Genomic DNA, 18,516 nt, shown 5'->3' on the forward strand with positions numbered 1-18,516 from the left:
AGGTAGATAGGTTCGAGGTGGAAGCGTGGCGACACGTGCAGCTGACGAATACTAATCGATCGAGGACTTAACCAAATTTAGTATACGGAATCCTTGCATGTTCCGGTGTCGTGTATCCAGTTTTGAGCGAACAAGCTCAAAGTAAAAACAGTCCAGTGATGATGGCAAAGAGGCCACACCCGTTCCCATCCCGAACACGGCAGTTAAGCTCTTTTGCGCTGATGGTAGTTGGGGGTCTCCCCCTGTGAGAGTAAGACGTCGCTGGTCTGTTTTTTTTTGTTTTTTGGTCCCGTGGTGTAGCGGTTAACATGCCTGCCTGTCACGCAGGAGATCGCCGGTTCGATCCCGGTCGGGACCGTAATTTTAATGATGAACACAGCGATCCTGCTGTGTTTATTTTTTTTGTTTTCATTAAAAAATACCGGCAAAACGATATATTTTGATTTACCGAAGTAATTTCGCTAAACTATGTAAAGACTCAATAGAGGTGACATGACAAATGACGTATACAATTATATTGAATTCGCCCGAAGAAACCGAGGCATTTGCCGCCACTTTGGCTGATTTATTGGAGCCCGGAGATCTGCTGACGCTGGAAGGCGATTTAGGCGCCGGAAAAACCACATTCACTAAAGGTTTGGCAAGGGGTCTTGAGATTCAACGGATGGTCAATAGTCCGACTTTCACCATCCTAAAGCAATATTCCGGCCGATTGGAACTGAATCATTTCGATGTTTATCGTCTTGAGAATAGTGACGAAGACATTGGATTTGATGAATTTTTCAGCAGTGAAGCGGTATCTGTGGTTGAATGGGCAAGATTTATAGAAGAATATTTACCAAAAGAACGTCTGGAAATAACCATTAATCGACAGTCAGAGCAAGGGCGCAAGCTGACCCTGCATCCGATTGGCAGACGGTATGAAAAAATTTGCAGGGAGCTAAACCTATGATCTATCTTGGAATCGATACCTCGAACTCACCATTGGCGATCGCGCTAATTGAGGATGGAACGGTCTTAATAGAAGAAATATCAAATTTAAAAATCAATCACTCGTTGACGGCAATGCCGGCAATTGAGGAAATGATGAAAAAAGCCAAGGTGCTACCTGCCGATCTGACTCATATTGCAGTAGCCGAAGGACCTGGTTCATACACTGGGGTCCGTATTGGATTAACCATTGCGAAAACCTTGGCATGGTCCTTAAAAATACCGCTGCTTACTGTTTCCAGCCTGAAGGTGCTTGCTGCAAACGGGATTGGATTTGATGGGCTCGTTTGCCCGGTAATGGATGCTCGCCGCGGAACGGCCTTTATTGGCTTGTATGAAGGTATAGGTTTGGAGCCGGTTTTGGCCGATCAGCATAGTGATGTGAAGGAATTTCTGACGAAGGTCAAAGAATTGGGCCGTCCTGTGCTGTTCACTGGGGTCGATGCGGTTCTCCATGAAGCAGTAATCATTGAAGTGCTTGGTGAAACAGCTCAGTTCAGTGGAGTTCAGAACCGTTTGCCGCGGGCATCAAATTTGATTATGCTGGCGCAGGAATCTGCAGAAATAGATGTTCATCATGCTGTTCCTGAATATCGCCGTATCACGGAAGCTGAAGCAAATTATAACAAAGCGCAAGAAGGACAAACCCTATGAACGATTCAGTCAGATTCAGAAAAATGACGATTGCAGACATCGAACAGGTCTATGAGATAGAAACGCTGTCTTTTACTTTGCCTTGGACCAAAGATGCTTTCTTTCATGAAATGATCGGCAATGAGCATGCCTATTACGTAATTGCTGAAACCGATGAAGGCATTGTCGGATACTGCGGAATGTGGCTGGTGATGGATGAAGCGCATGTCACGAACATCGCTATTCATCCCGACCAGCGCGGTAAAAAAATGGGTGAGGGTTTGATGCAGGCAGCCATTGATACAGCGAAAGCGCATGGCGCTGTCCTCATGACACTGGAAGCCCGGGTCAGCAATACAGTAGCACAAAATCTTTACCGGAAATTAGGCTTTAAAAATGGTGGCATCCGTAAGCGGTACTATACGGACAATTACGAAGATGCCATAGTGATGTGGGTGAATTTTGATGAATAAAGACATTTATATATTGGGAATTGAAACGAGCTGTGATGAAACGGCAGCTTCTGTTGTGAAAAATGGTACGGAAATCATCTCCAATATTGTGGCTTCACAAATTGAGAGCCATAAACGTTTTGGTGGTGTAGTGCCGGAAATCGCTTCGAGGCATCATGTGGAGCAAATCACTTTGGTTATTGAAGAAGCTTTGCAATTGGCAGGCATGGAACCGCATCAACTAGATGCAGTAGCGGTTACGGAAGGACCAGGACTGGTTGGTGCTTTATTGATTGGCGTCAATGCTGCGAAAGCTTTTGCTTTTGCCCACCAGTTGCCTCTTGTAGGAGTCCATCACATTGCTGGCCACATTTACGCAAACCGGTTAGAGCAGGAAATGGAATTTCCACTTCTTGCACTGGTCATTTCAGGCGGACATACGGAATTGATCTACATGAAGGAGCATGGAGATTTTACGGTAATCGGGGAAACGCGGGATGATGCAGCGGGGGAAGCCTACGACAAAGTCGCCCGGACCTTGAATTTGCCATATCCAGGCGGCCCGCATATTGACCGTTTGGCACATGCGGCTGATAAGGCGGTTACATTTCCGCGAATTTGGCTGGAGGAAGGCTCTTATGACTTCAGCTTCAGTGGATTAAAATCATCCGTATTGAATTATATGCACAATGCAGCGCAGCGCGGGGAAGAGGTTGCTCCAGAACATGTGGCGGCTGGATTCCAGAACAGTGTAGTGGAAGTAGTAACTGGAAAAACTATGCGTGCAGCTGAGGAATATAAGGTTCGTCAAGTGATTGCAGCAGGTGGAGTTGCAGCGAATAAAGGATTGCGGAATTCGCTGGAAGCGGCATTCAAAGAAAAAGGAGTTCCATTTTATATACCTTCTTTACCTTTGTGTACCGATAATGCAGCAATGATTGCAGCAGCAGGAACCATCATGTATGAAAAAGGACTTTATGGCACGATGGCTATGAACGGCCGGCCGGGCATGCCTTTAATATCATGGATTTAGTAAAAGCAAGTAATTTCATCATTTCAGCCGATCTGAAATGTGTGAAATTACTTGCTTTTTTTTACCATAAAATTCAGACTTTCACGTTGCAAATCATAATTGTTCTGTCAATAGAGAACATTTGTACTTATGCACAATTTGTGAATAAACTGTTACTAACTAGGGGGTAAAAGGTGGTTATCCTATATATTGTGTGCTTTGGAGTGGAAAACTATGTGTATAACATTTACATAACCTGTGGATAATGTGGAAAAGCCTGTTGACAGTTGATTAGACAAGCGAAGTATTGTGGAGAAATCTGTGGAAATAAATATTTCACGATATCCTATTGACCTATATATAGTAACAAAAAAACCGGCTAATTTAATAGCCGGTTAAAATTAAATATTTTCAATTTTTTCCTGAAGTTCAAGCCATTGGGTCATCGTTTCTTCGTGAGCTGCTTTCAGCTCTTCCAATTGATTTTGAAGGGGCAAAACCCGTTCATGGTCCTGGAAGATTTCAGGTTCGCACAATTGTTCTTCGATGTCCGTGATTTGCAGATCCAATTTTTCCATAGCCTGTTCGACTTCTTCGGATTGGCGGACCAGTTGGCGTTCCAGTTTTTTCGCTTCCTTATCGATTTGTGAAGTGGAAGCGGTAGCCGCAACTTTTACTTCGGTTACTGAACCGGCTTCATCAAGAGCCTTCAGTTCGGCAACTTCCAGTTTTTTCTCCACGTAATAATCGTAATCACCCAAGTATTCGGTTGTTCCGTCCTGTGTGAGTTCGATGACTTTTGTAGCGATCCGGTTCATGAAGTAGCGGTCATGCGATACAAAGAGCAAAGTGCCCGGATAATCCAATAAAGCATTCTCAAGCACTTCTTTGCTGTCGAGGTCTAAATGGTTGGTCGGCTCATCAAGCAGCAGGACATTGGCTTTTTGCATCATCAGTTTGGCAAGGGCCACTCGTGCCTTCTCGCCGCCGGATAGGGTGGAGACCGGTTTCAGTACATCGTCGCCTGTAAATAGGAAACGTCCTAGGATGCCGCGTATGTCTTTTTCGTTGATGAGGGGATAATCATCCCATAATTCATTAAGGACCAATTTATTGCCCTTTAAATTGGCCTGCTCCTGATCATAATACCCAAATTGAATGCCGGTGCCGTAATGGATGTCCCCATCGAGCGGCTTCAGTTCTTTCATGATGGTTTTCAGTAAAGTTGATTTACCGACACCGTTTGGACCGACCAGCGCTAGACTTTCCTGCCGGTAAAGCTTCAGTGAGATATTTTCGGAAACCGGCTTGCTGCTGTAGCCGATTTTCAGCGACTGGACATTCAAGACATCGTTGCCGCTTTGCTTGTCGATGGTGAAGCCGAAGCGGGCTGATTTTTCGTTGCCATCGGGTGCATCCATCCATTCGGTTTTCTGCAGGGTTTTCCTGCGGCTTTGCGCCATTTTGGTGGTTGAAGCCCTAGCCAGGTTGCGTTGGACATAATCCTCCAGCTTCGCTTTTTCGCCTTGCTGCTTCTCGAATTGCTTTTGGTCCAGTTCGTATTGCTTCGCTTTTTCGTCCAGGTACCGGCTGTAGTTGCCGGTATACTTTTTGACGCGGTGGCGGGATACTTCATAGACCAGCGTCACCACTTGATCAAGGAAATACCGGTCATGGGAAACAATCAGCAAAGCGCCCGGGTAATTCTTCAGGTAGTTCTCCAGCCAGCTCAAGGTCTCGATGTCCAGATGGTTGGTCGGCTCATCGAGAATAAGCAGCTGTGGCTTGCTGAGCAGGTGCTTCGCCAGCATTAAGCGCGTTTTCTGGCCGCCGGATAGCGACACCACTTTCTTGTCGTAATCCTCCGGATAGAATTTCATGCCATGCAGAATAGCCCGTGTATCTGATTCGTATTGATAGCCGCCTGCATCTTTGAAATCAGTTTGAAGCAGGTCATATTCCTTCATGACCTTGTCGTTTTCTTCCGGGTTATTGTATATGTCAGGCTCGGCCATCTGTGCTTCCAGTCGGCGAAGTTTTGCTTCCTGTTCACGGAAATGATGGAAAATCGTCATCATTTCATCCCAGACGGTAGCATCCGATTCGAGATTCGTCTGCTGTTCCAAATAGCCGATCGTCAAATCTTTCGGCATGCTGATATCACCGCTGTCGTGGGACATTTCACCGGCGATGATTTTCAGTAATGTGGACTTCCCCGCACCGTTGCGGCCTACCAATGCTACGCGGTCCCGGTGCTGTACTTCCAATTTGACGCCTGAAAGAATCTCCTCCGCGCCAAATGATTTATGGACTTGATTTACTTGCAAAACAATCATGTAGGTCACCTCTATTCTTCTTAAGTGTAGCTGATGGGGCGTTTGTTCGCAATTGCACAAGCCTTTACATATCAAGGTTCCTAATGTAAGATGAAAGCGATTTGACAACACCTCAGGAGGATGCGAAAGCGTATGTTACATGAGACATCTAAAATTCCGCAAGCCACGACCAAAAGGCTGCCGCTATACTACCGTTTCCTTCAAAACTTCGCGAATGCAGGACAAAAAAGGATTTCTTCACAGGAATTGAGCGAAGCGATGAAAATCGATTCTGCTACCATCCGACGTGATTTTTCACATCTGGGTGCGCTTGGCAAAAAAGGCTATGGTTACGACGTTCAGGAGCTGCTGCTCTTTTTCCGTAAGACACTGGATCAGGATGAAGCCACCAATGTAGCATTAATAGGAGTTGGGGGACTTGGCAGTGCATTTTTGAAATATAATTTCCATCGCAACCACAATACGAAGATCATTGTCGCATTCGATTCGAACAGCCCCCTCGAAGGCGAAAAGATCAGCGATATCGATACCTACCATCCCGATAAAATTGAAGAGAAAATCAAAGAATACGGGGTGGAACTGGTTATTTTGACTGTGCCGTCACGATCAGCACAGGAAGTGACAGACCGTTTGGCGAAGACCGATATCAAAGGGATTTTAAATTTTACGCCGGTGCGAATTTCGGTGCCCGACCATATCCGTGTACAGACCATCGATCTGTCAGTTGAACTGCAGTCATTGATTTACCAGATCAAGCAGCAATGACTTAAAACCTTCACATTTACTAGCCCTTTGCAAATAGCCAAAACGGCTCTAATGATGTAAAATAGAGCCATAATACAGGAGGTGCCACGTATGCCAGGTCCAATGAGTATCATTATTATCGGTGTTGTTGCCTTGCTAGTTTTCGGTCCCAAAAAGCTTCCGGAACTTGGAAAAGCATTCGGTTCGTCTTTGCGTGAATTCAAAAACGCTACAAAAGGACTTGTAGACGATGACGACGATAAAGTAGATTTGAAAAAGAAAGACGAGCAAAAGGAAATACGATAGGATGTTTGTCTGATGACAGAAAAAGATATGACGTTAGTTGAACATATAGTTGAACTCAGAAAACGGCTGACCATTGTAGTCGTTTTCTTTGTATTAGCGATTATTGTCAGCTTTTTTCTTGCGCAGCCGCTGATCCAGTATCTGCAGTATACGGAAGAAGCGAAAGACCTTACCCTGAATGCGTTCAAAATTACAGATCCGTTGAAGATCTTCATGCAGGTAACAATGATTTTAGCATTGATCATCACGTCTCCTTTGATCATGTATCAGTTTTGGGCATTTATCAGTCCGGGACTTCTCGATAAAGAGCGGAGAGCGACGTTAAGTTATATTCCGTTTTCCCTGCTGCTGTTTTTGGGAGGGATCGCGTTTTCCTATTTGATCCTGTTTCCTTACGTCATCGGATTTATGTTGAATATCTCCGACAATATGGATATACAGGAAACCATCGGCATCAATGAGTACTTCCAGTTCCTGTTCCAGATCACTTTGCCCTTCGGCTTGATCTTCCAGCTGCCGGTACTGATGCTGTTCCTGACAAGGCTCGGTATCATCACACCGATGCTGATGACGAAATACCGCAAGTATTCCTATCTTGGGTTGGTGGTCATCGCGGCGTTCATCACCCCGCCGGACATTGTCTCCCATATGATAGTGACTTTGCCGCTGATCATCCTATATGAGTTCAGTGTCATCATCGCCAAAATCGGTTACCGCAAGTTTTTGAAAGCCGAGCAGCAGCAAATCATCGAAGAACAGCAAGAAGCCATCAAACAACAAAGCCTTCCACCGAATTGAATCGGGGAAGGCTTTTTCTTATTGAGGACTTGTTCTTCAGGAGAAGAAAAACGGGCTATGCAGCATATAAGCCGCATAGCCCGTTCAATTTTAATGCTCATTGTAAGAAGAAGAAAAACCCTGCCGTTTGAAGCTCCTCCATCTGTTTTTGGAACTCGAGGATTTTATCCATATTAAGTTGAATCAGCATCACGTATCCGTTCAAACAGATATGGGCGATGATGGGCGTGATGATGCGCTTGGTTTTCTGGTACAGGAATGCCAGGATCAATCCGGTAGTGAAATACAACAGCAAGTGTGTGAAATCAAAATGGATCAAAGCGAACACCAACGCACTGATGGCTGTTGCGAAAAAGAAATTGGTCGTTTGATTGAGCGAACCGAAAAGGACGCGGCGGAAAACCAATTCCTCGAGAATCGGTCCGAACAGCACAATCGATATGATTGCGAGCGGTACTGCTTCAGCGATGTTGACCAGTGAAGCGGTATTCTCAGAACCTGGTTCAATGCCAAGAAGCTCCATTTCAATTAAAGCGGCAATCGATTGCCCAATCAGCAGCAGCAGGAAACCGAGAAGGCCCCAGACGACTGACATGAAGACACTGGACTTCGCGCCTCTCCAAATATCAAAAAAGCGCTTGTCCCGGAATATGACGAGCAAGGTAATAAGGAAGCCGATACCCATCGTCAGGAAGATCAGCCAGCCTGAAGTAGCGGCAGCCGCAGCTTCCCGGTCCATTCCTTGCCCTTGAAAGTAACTCAGGACAGGAGCGATGAACAGGATCGGTGAAAGCTGTGCAGCGATGAAAATCAGTAATACATACAGCGGAGTCTTTTTGCCCTGGGATTTCGGGCGGAGGCCGCCGTTCTTTTTGGTTGTTGGCCGAGGCGTATTGTTATTTTTAAAAAAATTGTCTATAAAGGTTTTTCTTTTGGTGGGCATGATGTAATTCCTTTCACTGATGGATGCTCTTTCTATTGTAGAGCTTTCAAAGAACAACCGCAAAGAAATCAAAATCATGATGGTTACTGCTTGCAAAAGACTGAAGATTTTATTAAACTTGGTAGTGGGTTAGCACTCAGAGGTTGAGAGTGCTAAGCGAGAACATTTAGATAATTTGAGGAGGGTGTTTCAATTGTTAAGACCACTAGGAGATCGTGTAATTATTGAGCTCATCGAAGCGGAAGAAAAAACGTCAAGCGGTATCGTCTTGCCGGGATCAGCACAGGAAAAACCGCAGGAGGGCCATGTGATCGCTGTAGGAAATGGACTTATCCGTGAAAACGGGCAGCGCACAGAATTGGACGTGCAAGCTGGCGACCGCGTCATCTTCTCGAAATATGCAGGATCTGAATTGAAATATGAAGGCAAAGAATATTTGATTTTACGTGAAAACGATATATTAGCAGTTTTAGGCTAAAATAAACCAACGACACAGGAGGAAGCTAAACATGGCAAAAGATATTAGATTCAGTGAAGATGCACGCAGTTTAATGCTGAAAGGCGTAGATAAATTAGCAGATGCAGTAAAAGTAACACTTGGGCCAAAAGGGCGCAACGTGGTTCTTGAAAAAAAATTCGGTTCGCCGCTCATCACCAATGATGGTGTGACGATCGCGAAAGAAATTGAACTTGAAAATGCTTTTGAAAACATGGGCGCTAAACTTGTTGCGGAAGTTGCTTCTAAAACAAACGACATCGCTGGTGATGGAACAACAACAGCCACGGTTCTTGCGCAGGCAATGATCCGTGAAGGCTTGAAGAACGTTACAGCGGGCGCGAATCCAGTCGGCATCCGCCGCGGAATCGAATTGGCTGTTGAGAACGCGCTTACGGAATTGAAAGCTATTTCCAAGCCGATCGAAGGCAAAGAATCGATTGCACAGGTTGCTGCTATTTCATCCGGTGATGAAGAAGTCGGCAAACTGATTGCTGAAGCAATGGAGCGCGTCGGCAACGATGGCGTCATCACATTGGAAGAGTCACGTGGCTTCACGACAGAACTTGATGTTGTTGAAGGTATGCAGTTTGACCGTGGATACCAGTCTCCGTACATGGTGACGGATTCAGATAAAATGGAAGCAGTTCTGGATAACCCGTTCATCTTGGTTACCGACAAGAAAATCGGCAACATCCAAGAGATCCTTCCAATCCTTGAGCAAGTCGTTCAGCAAAGCAAGCCGTTGTTGATCGTAGCTGAAGATGTTGAAGGCGAAGCGTTGGCGACATTGGTCGTCAATAAATTACGCGGCACATTCAATGCTGTAGCTGTTAAAGCTCCAGGCTTCGGCGACCGCCGTAAAGCAATGCTTGAAGACATCGCTGCCTTGACTGGCGCAGAAGTGATTACAGAGGATCTTGGACTTGAATTGAAAACAACGAATATCGCTCAGCTTGGGCGCGCATCAAAAGTGGTTGTTTCGAAAGAAAACACAACCATCGTGGAAGGCGCTGGCGACCAGGAGCAAATCGTCGCACGTGTTACACAGATCCGCAACCAGCTGGAAGAAACAACTTCTGAATTCGACAAAGAGAAATTGCAGGAGCGCTTAGCGAAATTGGCTGGCGGCGTTGCAGTCATCAAAGTCGGAGCGGCTACTGAAACTGAGTTGAAAGAACGTAAACTTCGCATTGAAGATGCATTGAACTCAACTCGTGCAGCAGTAGAAGAAGGAATTGTTGCCGGCGGTGGTACAGCGCTAGTCAACGTCTACAGCAAAGTTGCTGAACTTCTTGAAACGCAGGAAGGCGACGTAGCAACTGGCGTCAACATCGTGCTTCGTGCACTGGAAGAGCCAGTTCGCCAAATCGCAACAAACGCAGGCTTAGAAGGATCGATCATCGTTCACCGCTTGAAATCCGAAGAAATCGGTATCGGCTTCAACGCCGCTAACGGCCAATGGGTCAACATGGTGGAAGAAGGAATCGTCGATCCAACCAAAGTTACCCGTTCAGCATTACAGAACGCAGCATCTGTTGCAGCAATGTTCCTGACGACTGAAGCAGTCGTAGCGGACATCCCTGAACCAGCAGCACCTATGGGCGGCGGAATGCCTGACATGGGCGGCATGGGCGGCATGATGTAATACAGAAATGAATCGAGAAGGTGTAACCCGAATATAATCGGGTTACACCTTCTTTTTTTGTGAAAAAAACGGCTTTGACAATCGAATGTTAAGGTACTTCTGCATAGGCGGGATTGTCATCGGTTTAACACCGACGCTTGTGCATATTATCGGCGTTCCGTTAACCCTGCAAGAAACCAGGTTCCAGCGTTCTTCGCTGGCGAAGATAAAATAAAAGCCGTATTCCAAAAGATGGAATGCAGCTTTTATTATGGAAAGGTATAGTTAAATCATTTAGCTGTACGCTTCGAAGTATAAGGAAAAATAGGATCCATTAATTCGAATTCATAGCTCTCGCTATTTACTTTCCCGACAGTCTTCTCGCTGTCGTAAAGTTCCAGCATGAATTGGGCCATTTCTTTTGCGGTGTGATATTTTTGGACATTGTCGCTGTAGCTGAACTCATCCAGCTCGCGGGCTGTTTTCACAAACTCGGTTTCGGTCATAGCTGGCGCAATTATTTTTACTTTCATTGGGGAGTCCTGGTCGCGCAGTTCCTGGGCCAACCCTTCTGTAAATGCGCTCACGTAGAATTTGGTTGCAGCGTATGATACAGCATTTGGTACGATCCTGTAACCTAAGTCAGACGAGACATTGATTAATTGTGTGCCTTCTTTGCCGGAATAATCGTGTGTGTAAAGTGTGGAGAGAGTTGTAAGTGCTTCAACGTTTACACGAAGCATCTTTTCGATTTTCTTTACCGCCTGTTCAGCAACCGGCGCACTGTTTCCAAAGCCGGCATTGTTGATCCAGGTTTCAATCTCGTATTCTTTCAGGCTCTCGTATAAATCATGAACTTGTTCACTTTCAGAAAGATCTGAGGTTCTAATGACGACGTCCAGGTCGGCGTTCATGTTAAGGATTTCACTTTTTAACGCTTTAAGCTGAGCTTCCCGTCTTGCGACCAGAATGACGTTTTTGTTCCGTGATGCAAAAGCTAACGCGGTTTCGTATCCAATGCCTGAGCTGGAGCCTGTAATGACGGTGTATTTCATCCCAATTCCCCCACTGAAATTTATTATGATACACGGCTATCGTACTGTTAGTATTAACCGGAAAGCAAATGATGTGATGAGATTCTTCGGGTGGAGAACCCCGCTCCGAGATCCAAGGTTTTATTCGTTAAATGAAATATGTTTATATTATGTCGGCCGTTAGAAAATTTCTGCTTTTATGACAGCTGTCACTGGTTTCAAAGCGGCTCCGTAATGTAAGTTAGCAGGAGTCGAATGCGGATTCCTTTGAGGGATTTGCTTAAAAAGGAGAATTTTTTTAATGAAAAAAATTGCTTGGATCACGGATACAGCTGCACAGCTGGATGACGCATTCATTCAAAAACATGATGTACATGTCCTGCCCCTCAGTGTTGTATTTTCCGACGGAACCTATAGAGAATCCATAGACCTTACACAGGAAGAATTTTACGATAAACTGCGTGTAGCGAAAGTATCACCGAAAACGTCCCAGCCGGCAATTGGAGAGATGCTGGCCTTATACGAAAAATTGGAAGCCGAAGGATATGATTTGGCGATTGCACTGCATTTATCCAGCGGTCTTTCGGGTACCATTGAAAGCGCGCAGTCAGCCGCGAAAATGACGGACTTTAAAGTTTATCCCATCGATTCGAAAATCGGTTCATTCCCCATGGTCAAGATGATCGAAGCCGGAAATGAACTCCTGGCTAACGGGAAAGAAGTTGAAGAGGTGGTTGCAGCCCTGGAAGGAATGACAGCTAAAGCCCATTTATCTTTTATTCCTTCAAGCCTGAACCAATTGCATAAAAGTGGGCGTGTTTCCGGCACTCAGAATTTCCTGAGCAACTTACTGAATATTAAACTGGTCATTACTTTTGTGGATGGAGTAACCATCATGAAGGAAAAAGTCCGTTCCATTAAGCGGGCTAAAAATAATGTGACTGAAGCGCTTCGCGCGGATATGGCTGCAGGCACCGTAACCGAAGTGGCAGCTATTCACTGCAATAATGCCGCTGATGCTGAAACCTGGAAGAACGAGCTTCTTCAGGAGTTTCCGGATTTAAAGGTCGAAGTGGTGCAGCTCAGTGTATGTGTAGGTGTACATGCGGGTGAAGGCACAACGGGATTAAGCTGGCTGGCTAAATAACGCCTATCTCCCGGCAACCAGATGAGAATAAACTTAGTATAAAAAGAGGCGGCTCAACAATTTTGAATTGTCGAGCCGTCTTTTCTCATTTGTAAAACACGTCACTTTCCACAAAGGCGCGATTCGTGTAAACTATATAAGGTTAAGAAAAAGAGAAATGGCTTTATATATCTTTGATAGCTAATGTTCGTAAGAATAGATGAAGTAAGAACTTTTGGGTGAAGGGTCGATCCTCCATCCCGTAATGAAAGGATTGGAATGTAACTATGAAAGAAAATTTTTGGCGTGATTTGCCGAAACCGTTTTTTGTGTTGGCGCCGATGGAAGATGTGACGAATGTTGTGTTTCGCCATGTAGTGGCTGAAGCAGCGCGGCCTGATGTGTATTTTACCGAGTTTACGAATACCGAAAGTTACTGCCACCCGGAAGCGGTTTTCAGTGTGCGGGGACGTTTGACGTTCACGGAAGACGAACAGCCGATGGTAGCCCACATATGGGGCAATAAACCCGAGCATTTTCGGGAAATGAGCATCGGCATGGCGAAGCAGGGCTTTAAAGGCGTCGACATCAATATGGGATGCCCAGTGCCGAACGTAGCAGCCAAAGGAAAAGGCAGCGGGCTGATCAATTACCCGGATAACGCCGCTGAAATCATCGAGGCGGCCAAAGCCGGCGGACTGCCTGTCAGCGTCAAGACGCGTCTCGGCTATACCGATGTGGAGGAATGGAAAGGCTGGCTGGCCCATGTGTTGGAGCAGGACATCGCCAATCTATCCATCCATTTGCGGACGAAAAAAGAGATGAGTGCTGTACCAGCGCATTGGGAACTCATTCCGGAAATCAAGAAACTCCGCGACGAAATAGCGCCGGAGACACTTCTTACGATCAACGGAGATATTCCAGATCGCCAGGCTGGCCAGGAGCTCGCCGATAAATACGGCATCGATGGCGTCATGATCGGACGGGGGATTTTCCATAACCTATTTGCTTTCGAAAAAGAGCCGAGGGAACATGACAGCAAAGAATTATTTGATCTGTTGAGGCTGCACCTGGATCTGCATGATAAATATTCCACAGATATCGAGCCAATTGCATTTAAGCCGCTCCGCCGTTTCTTTAAGATCTATGTCCGCGGCGTCCGTGGAGTCGGTGAGTTAAGAAACCAATTGATGTACACGGAAACGACCGATGAAGTGCGTACCTTGCTCAATGACTTCGAGGCTGCGATAGAAGCAGAGCAACTGGCAGAGCCTGTAGAAAACAGCTGAATTTCGAATACCAGCTAATGTTATCAATAAAGACAAAGTTTAGTTGAATCTCTAGGCCTCGCATCCATTCAACAAATGGACGTGAGGCTTTTTTTGCTGAGAAACCCGATGGATTTCCTTCCATACAATGTGGAGGAGAAGAAAACCGTTGGAAATAAGAGGGTTAACTGTAAGTTGGATATGGTACAATCGATTTGAAAGATAGTGGAATTTTTTTATTGCATCTGTTTATTAAAATGGTAGTAGTGTATGAATCAGACACGAGTCCCAGGCACTTCAGCTTCAATGTAATGAAAGAAAGTAAAGTCTTTTAGAAATTCATTCAGAAGAAGGAGTTGTTTCGTGATGAAAAAGTATTTGGCTGAATTTATCGGTACGTTTATATTGGTATTCTTGGGTACAGGCACAGCAGTTGTATTGGGCGGTTACACAGGGGGGACGGACACAGGCTTTCTTGGGGTTCTAGCCATTGCACTTGCCTTTGGGCTTTCGATTGTTGCAGGCGCTTATGCCATCGGACATATTTCGGGATGCCATGTCAATCCGGCAGTTTCACTGGCCGTGCTGATATCAGGGAATATAACCGTTAAAGAGTTTGGTGGTTATGTCGTTGCACAGGTGTTGGGTGCATTTGCTGGGAGTTCGATCCTGGCCTTTGTCGCGGCAAGTTCGACAAGCTTAGAAGGATTTGGTGCAAACGGTTATGGCGAATTGAGTGCTGTGGGTTTAAATCTGCCAGGAGCTCTTGTCATTGAAGTCATCCTTACCTTCATCTTTGTCCTTGCCATTTTGGGCGTGACTTCTAGTAAGGCAACTTCCCACATGGGCGGAATTGTCATTGGTTTAACGCTGACCTTGGTGCATATCATCGGTATTCCGCTGACGGGTACTTCTGTAAACCCGGCAAGAAGCCTGGCTCCTGCGATTTTTGCGGGTGGAGATGCACTGGCTCAATTATGGGTATTCATTTTAGCTCCTCTTGTCGGAGCCGCGCTTGCAGCCATTGTCTTTAAGTCTTTCTTTGTGGTAAAAGAAGAGACTGGTATTGAAGTAGCTGGAGAGTCGGATATCGACTTAGCTAGAAAGTAAAAAAAGACTGCTTCCCATTTCGAATGGGGGAAGCAGTCTTTTTATGTCTGAGAGAACTTTTCCCATTCACAAATTCCTGATGAAAAAGATGATTTGAATATACATCTCAGCCATTTCGGTGGGAGTCTCAACCAATTCATTATCCAGCCATTGCTCGACCAAGCCTAAAAAAGCGGAGGTGGCAAATGAAGACAGGTAGTCATGTGGAACGGTAGCGCCTTTGAAGAAATTTTCGTTTTTCATCATTTTTTCCAGGAAATGCTCGACGAAAAAAAGCTTGAGCCGCTTGTGGAAGCCGACGTGGTTGTTGCTGCCTAAAAACACTTGGAAGGCGTCTGCATTCAATTGGATATAGCGGAATACCTCCACGGCATGGTTGGAAGTGTGTCCCTTTGCTGCTTCTGACAATAAAAAATCCGGTTGGAGCAGTTCCAAATGCATTTCCAGTCCGGCGAGCAAATTTTCCTCCATCTGGTCCAGCAGATCGTACTTATCCAGGTAATGGAGGTAAAAAGTACCTCTGTTTATATTCGCGGCCGTTGCAATATCCTGAACAGACACTTTCATGAAATTTTTGTCCTTAAGCAATTGAAGAAATTGCTGTTGGATTTTTTCTCTCGTCTTTGCATTCATTTCATCATAAACTGCTGTCATCCCATCACCTCCCAACCATTCAACAGGTGCACATCTTCTGTTTATTGCTTTCATTATATCAGGGACCTAAAATTAAGGTATACCACTGAACAGTGTGTTTAGTGGAATTTAGGGATAGGTGATGGAAATGAAGAAAGCGAATATCATTATGTGGCTTACAGTACTTATTGCGGCTGTCATGTTGGCGAAGGCGTTTATCTTAAATGAAGACATCAAACTTTTTTTACTAATCTTTTTTGGAATTGGATCGGGTCTGGCTTTCTTGCGTTTGTTTGTGAACAATTCAATCAAAAAGATGAAAGACAAGGATTGGAAAGTGAAGGTATTATTCTTCGCTGTACTGCTAGGGTTTGGCTTTCCGTTCCAATCCTGGTTTAGAAACGAAGTACTGTTTTCAATGGGTTCAGATTTTCTGGCAGGCAGCATCACCCTGCTGGTTGTTGGCCTGCTGTTTATGACAACTTTCTTTGGATATGCAGTGAATAAGTTTCATGTAGGAAATGCAGAGGAATAATGGAGAAGGCCGTTTGGAAGTTCAAGGAGTACTTCTAAACGGTCTTTTTAAAAAACAGAAGTCAGTTCTTTATTTAATTAACTGATTATTCTGTATTCTGTATTGATTTATTTTGAAAGCGCTTTTATAATAAGGGTGATATCAAATGTGCTGAGAAAGAACATTTGTAAAAGAGTTTTTAGGGTAGAAAATCGTGATCCGTACATCCTGTTTATACATATAGTGAGTTATCGTTTTCTGTTGATGCGAAAATCGGAGAAGGAGCGTGGATGATGAAAGTAGAAAAAGAGCTGGCGATTATTGAATTGGAGGCGACTTCAAAAGAAGAGGCATTGCAGTTATTGGGCAGCAAGCTGATCGAACAAGGCTATGTTAAAGAAAATTTCATCGAAAGCATACTCGAAAGAGAGAAAAACTATCCAACAGGGTTGCCGACAGAGCCTTTTGGCGTAGCGATTCCCCATACAGATGGCGATATGATCCATACATCAACAATCGCCTTTGCCAGTTTGAAGAACCCGGTCAAGTTCCTGATGATGGGAACAGACGATAAACTGGTCGAGGTGAAGCTGATTTTTATGCTCGCTTTAAAAAGTCCGGATGACCAATTGGAAATGCTGCAGAAGTTGATGGAATTGATACAAGACCCGGTAATGGTCTCAAAGCTGGTCCAGATCAAAAGCGTAGACGAACTCAATGGATTAGTAGAAGACAAGGTATAAAAATTACGGCATTTTCCCTTAGATATACTTTTTCATTCGATAGATGAAAATACAAGTCGAGGAGTGAAGTTGATGGGATTTTTACAATGGTTCGTGGATCTGGGCGCTTCTGTCTTACTGCCGATTTTGATTTTTATCTTTGCATTGGTGTTGGGAACCAAGCCCGGTAAAGCGCTGCGTGCCGGCATCATCGTCGGGATCGGGTTTGTGGGCATCAACCTGGTCATCGGATTGCTTGTTTCGAGTCTCGGGCCGGCCGCGCAATCAATGGTCGATAATTTTGGATTTCAATTAAACACCATCGATGTAGGATGGCCGGCAGCTTCTGCTATTTCCTATGGTACGTCTTTGGGGAGTCTCGCCATTCCATTGGGAGTCGGCGTCAATATTCTCCTCCTGACATTCGGTTTGACCAAAACGCTGAACGTTGATATTTGGAATTTTTGGCATGTGGCGTTCACTGGCTCGTTGGTCTATGCTTTGACCGGGGATTTTTGGCTGGGGCTTTTGACCATTATTGTTCACTTGATGCTTCTGTATTTGATGGCAGACGTCCTGGCGAAGCACATCGAGAAATTTTACGGTTTTCAGAACATCACGTTCCCGCATGGAACCTCAGCGCCGTCCGCTTTTGTCGCGATGCCGATGAACTGGGTTTTTGACCGGATCCCCGGCTTCAACAAGCTGGAGGCCGATCCGGAATCGATTCAAAAAAGACTCGGGATCCTCGGAGATTCCACCATCATCGGTGTATTGATCGGGATTCTGATCGGAATATTGGCTGGGTATGATGTTCCCAGCATCCTGCAATTGTCCATTCAGACTGGGGCCGTCATGGTCCTGCTTCCGAGAATGGTCGCTTTATTGATGGAAGGCTTGATACCGGTATCGGAGGCAGCCGGCGAATTTGTGAAAAAACGTTTCCCAGGAAGAGATCTCTACATCGGGATGGACAGTGCCTTAGCGATTGGCCATCCAGCAGTACTGTCCTCGGCTTTGTTGATTGTGCCGATCACCATTTTCATGGCCGTCTTGCTGCCGGGAAATTCCGTGCTGCCGTTTGCGGATCTGGCTTCCATTCCGTTCCTGATCTGTTTGATGGTTCCGATTTTCAGGGGGAACATCATCCGTACCGTAATCGGTGGATCGATATACATCGGAATTGGTTTTTACATTGCCACGTGGATTGCGCCGCTGTTCACAGAAGCTGCTATTGCTTCGAACTTTGAGATGGGCGAGAACACCAGCATTTCGTCATTGATCGACGGAGCGGTTTGGACAACCTTCGTTTTTGTCTGGATCCCAAGAATCCTCAGCTGGTATGGCATGATCGGATTGGGGCTATTGATCTTGTTCGGACTGATTTATCAAAACAAAATCAAGCCAAGACGACAGAAACAAACAGAAGCAACAGGAGAGGGAGAGGAACTTAAATGAAAAAGCTATTGATCATGTGCGGAACAGGAATCGCGACTTCGACGGTCGTGAAAGGAAAAGTGGAGCAATGGCTGAAGGACAATAACTTGAGCCAGGAAGTGAAGATTTATCAGTCGAAAGTCAGCGATGAAATCGGGCGGATTGATGAATACGATGTTGTGCTGTCGACTACCTTAGTGCCGGATAAGATAAAAGACAAAGTGATCGATGGGGTGCCGCTGTTGACCGGCATCGGCGTCGATAGCATGTACGATAAAGTACTGGCTGAGATCAAGCGCGAGTAATGCATACTGCTCAAAAGAAAAACCATCCCG

At 45.3% G+C, this 18,516-nt stretch carries 20 protein-coding genes, 1 tRNA gene and 1 rRNA gene; 18 read left to right on the forward strand and 4 right to left on the reverse strand.

Translation table 11 applies throughout. The features are described 5' to 3' along the window. The first annotated feature begins 151 nt into the window (after nucleotides 1-151). From rrf to tsaD, 6 genes are all read left to right on the forward strand, one after another. A 5S ribosomal RNA gene (gene rrf / locus Q0785_RS02375) occupies nucleotides 152-267 on the forward strand. A gap of 18 nt (nucleotides 268-285) precedes the next feature. Then, a tRNA-Asp gene (locus Q0785_RS02380) sits at nucleotides 286-358 on the forward strand. Nucleotides 359-499: 141 nt separating this feature from the next. Continuing rightward, nucleotides 500-952: a tRNA (adenosine(37)-N6)-threonylcarbamoyltransferase complex ATPase subunit type 1 TsaE gene (tsaE, locus tag Q0785_RS02385; RefSeq protein ID WP_298824815.1), complete on the forward strand. Its 453-nt coding sequence runs from the start codon at nucleotides 500-502 to the stop codon at nucleotides 950-952. Continuing rightward, nucleotides 949-1,644: a tRNA (adenosine(37)-N6)-threonylcarbamoyltransferase complex dimerization subunit type 1 TsaB gene (gene tsaB, locus Q0785_RS02390; RefSeq protein WP_298824818.1), complete on the forward strand. Its 696-nt coding sequence runs from the start codon at nucleotides 949-951 to the stop codon at nucleotides 1,642-1,644. Before tsaE ends, tsaB begins: the two co-directional genes overlap by 4 nt. Continuing rightward, nucleotides 1,641-2,096, forward strand: coding sequence for a ribosomal protein S18-alanine N-acetyltransferase (rimI, locus tag Q0785_RS02395; RefSeq protein WP_298824821.1), 456 nt, complete (start codon nucleotides 1,641-1,643; stop codon nucleotides 2,094-2,096). The genes tsaB and rimI overlap by 4 nt, the downstream gene beginning before the upstream one ends. After that, nucleotides 2,089-3,108, forward strand: coding sequence for a tRNA (adenosine(37)-N6)-threonylcarbamoyltransferase complex transferase subunit TsaD (gene tsaD, locus Q0785_RS02400; RefSeq protein ID WP_298824824.1), 1,020 nt, complete (start codon nucleotides 2,089-2,091; stop codon nucleotides 3,106-3,108). The genes rimI and tsaD overlap by 8 nt, the downstream gene beginning before the upstream one ends. 380 nt (nucleotides 3,109-3,488) lie before the next feature. Here tsaD and Q0785_RS02405 read toward each other — a convergent pair whose 3' ends face one another. Next, complete coding sequence (locus Q0785_RS02405) at nucleotides 3,489-5,423, reverse strand: ABC-F family ATP-binding cassette domain-containing protein (protein ID WP_298824826.1); 1,935 nt, start codon at nucleotides 5,421-5,423, stop codon at nucleotides 3,489-3,491. 132 nt (nucleotides 5,424-5,555) lie between these two features. Between Q0785_RS02405 and Q0785_RS02410 the strand changes: the two genes are divergently transcribed. The 3 genes from Q0785_RS02410 to tatC all read left to right on the forward strand — a co-directional run bounded on the left by Q0785_RS02410 (nucleotide 5,556) and on the right by tatC (nucleotide 7,271). Further along, on the forward strand, nucleotides 5,556-6,188 hold the full coding sequence (locus Q0785_RS02410) for a redox-sensing transcriptional repressor Rex (RefSeq protein WP_298824827.1): 633 nt from the start codon (nucleotides 5,556-5,558) through the stop codon (nucleotides 6,186-6,188). 90 nt (nucleotides 6,189-6,278) lie between these two features. Further along, on the forward strand, nucleotides 6,279-6,473 hold the full coding sequence (locus Q0785_RS02415; RefSeq protein WP_146558198.1) for a twin-arginine translocase TatA/TatE family subunit: 195 nt from the start codon (nucleotides 6,279-6,281) through the stop codon (nucleotides 6,471-6,473). Nucleotides 6,474-6,485: 12 nt separating this feature from the next. After that, nucleotides 6,486-7,271 carry a twin-arginine translocase subunit TatC gene (gene tatC / locus Q0785_RS02420; protein ID WP_298824840.1) on the forward strand — a complete coding sequence of 262 codons (786 nt, stop codon included), beginning with the start codon at nucleotides 6,486-6,488 and terminating at the stop codon, nucleotides 7,269-7,271. A 97-nt stretch (nucleotides 7,272-7,368) separates the two neighbouring features. Here the strand turns inward: tatC and Q0785_RS02425 are convergent, their stop codons facing one another. Then, nucleotides 7,369-8,292: a type II CAAX endopeptidase family protein gene (locus tag Q0785_RS02425; RefSeq protein WP_298824843.1), complete on the reverse strand. Its 924-nt coding sequence runs from the start codon at nucleotides 8,290-8,292 to the stop codon at nucleotides 7,369-7,371. A gap of 115 nt (nucleotides 8,293-8,407) precedes the next feature. On the opposite strand from Q0785_RS02425, the gene groES reads away from it, so the two are divergent. Both groES and groL read left to right on the forward strand, forming a co-directional pair. After that, entirely contained in the window at nucleotides 8,408-8,692 is a 285-nt protein-coding gene (gene groES / locus Q0785_RS02430) for a co-chaperone GroES (RefSeq protein WP_006831533.1), read from the forward strand. Nucleotides 8,693-8,723: 31 nt separating this feature from the next. Further along, nucleotides 8,724-10,358, forward strand: a complete 1,635-nt coding sequence (gene groL, locus Q0785_RS02435) for a chaperonin GroEL (RefSeq protein ID WP_298824882.1) — start codon at nucleotides 8,724-8,726, stop codon at nucleotides 10,356-10,358. A gap of 269 nt (nucleotides 10,359-10,627) precedes the next feature. Here the strand turns inward: groL and Q0785_RS02440 are convergent, their stop codons facing one another. Continuing rightward, nucleotides 10,628-11,392: an SDR family NAD(P)-dependent oxidoreductase gene (locus Q0785_RS02440; protein WP_298824885.1), complete on the reverse strand. Its 765-nt coding sequence runs from the start codon at nucleotides 11,390-11,392 to the stop codon at nucleotides 10,628-10,630. A 280-nt stretch (nucleotides 11,393-11,672) separates the two neighbouring features. Here Q0785_RS02440 and Q0785_RS02445 point away from each other — a divergent pair, with 280 nt between their 5' ends. The 3 genes from Q0785_RS02445 to Q0785_RS02455 all read left to right on the forward strand — a co-directional run bounded on the left by Q0785_RS02445 (nucleotide 11,673) and on the right by Q0785_RS02455 (nucleotide 14,875). Further along, nucleotides 11,673-12,518, forward strand: coding sequence for a DegV family protein (locus tag Q0785_RS02445; protein ID WP_298824890.1), 846 nt, complete (start codon nucleotides 11,673-11,675; stop codon nucleotides 12,516-12,518). 266 nt (nucleotides 12,519-12,784) lie between these two features. Beyond that, a complete protein-coding gene (locus Q0785_RS02450) occupies nucleotides 12,785-13,786 on the forward strand; it encodes a tRNA-dihydrouridine synthase (protein WP_298824893.1) in 1,002 nt (333 codons plus the stop codon). Between the two features lie 342 nt (nucleotides 13,787-14,128). Further along, the gene (locus Q0785_RS02455; protein ID WP_298824896.1) at nucleotides 14,129-14,875 is read left to right on the forward strand and encodes an aquaporin; all 747 of its coding nucleotides are present in this window, start codon (nucleotides 14,129-14,131) and stop codon (nucleotides 14,873-14,875) included. A 66-nt stretch (nucleotides 14,876-14,941) separates the two neighbouring features. Here Q0785_RS02455 and Q0785_RS02460 read toward each other — a convergent pair whose 3' ends face one another. Next, nucleotides 14,942-15,529, reverse strand: a complete 588-nt coding sequence (locus tag Q0785_RS02460; RefSeq protein WP_298824899.1) for a TetR/AcrR family transcriptional regulator — start codon at nucleotides 15,527-15,529, stop codon at nucleotides 14,942-14,944. Nucleotides 15,530-15,656: 127 nt separating this feature from the next. Between Q0785_RS02460 and Q0785_RS02465 the strand changes: the two genes are divergently transcribed. The 4 genes from Q0785_RS02465 to Q0785_RS02480 all read left to right on the forward strand — a co-directional run bounded on the left by Q0785_RS02465 (nucleotide 15,657) and on the right by Q0785_RS02480 (nucleotide 18,486). Then, the gene (locus Q0785_RS02465; protein ID WP_298824901.1) at nucleotides 15,657-16,043 is read left to right on the forward strand and encodes an MFS transporter permease; all 387 of its coding nucleotides are present in this window, start codon (nucleotides 15,657-15,659) and stop codon (nucleotides 16,041-16,043) included. Between the two features lie 269 nt (nucleotides 16,044-16,312). Further along, entirely contained in the window at nucleotides 16,313-16,765 is a 453-nt protein-coding gene (locus Q0785_RS02470) for a PTS sugar transporter subunit IIA (protein WP_298824904.1), read from the forward strand. 72 nt (nucleotides 16,766-16,837) lie between these two features. After that, complete coding sequence (locus tag Q0785_RS02475; protein ID WP_298824907.1) at nucleotides 16,838-18,202, forward strand: PTS transporter subunit IIC; 1,365 nt, start codon at nucleotides 16,838-16,840, stop codon at nucleotides 18,200-18,202. Next, nucleotides 18,199-18,486: a PTS sugar transporter subunit IIB gene (locus Q0785_RS02480; protein ID WP_298824910.1), complete on the forward strand. Its 288-nt coding sequence runs from the start codon at nucleotides 18,199-18,201 to the stop codon at nucleotides 18,484-18,486. The genes Q0785_RS02475 and Q0785_RS02480 overlap by 4 nt, the downstream gene beginning before the upstream one ends. Nucleotides 18,487-18,516: the final 30 nt, after the last annotated feature.

Source organism: uncultured Planococcus sp. (assembly GCF_947501725.1).
GTDB classification, from domain to species: Bacteria; Bacillota; Bacilli; order Bacillales_A; family Planococcaceae; genus Planococcus; species Planococcus donghaensis_C.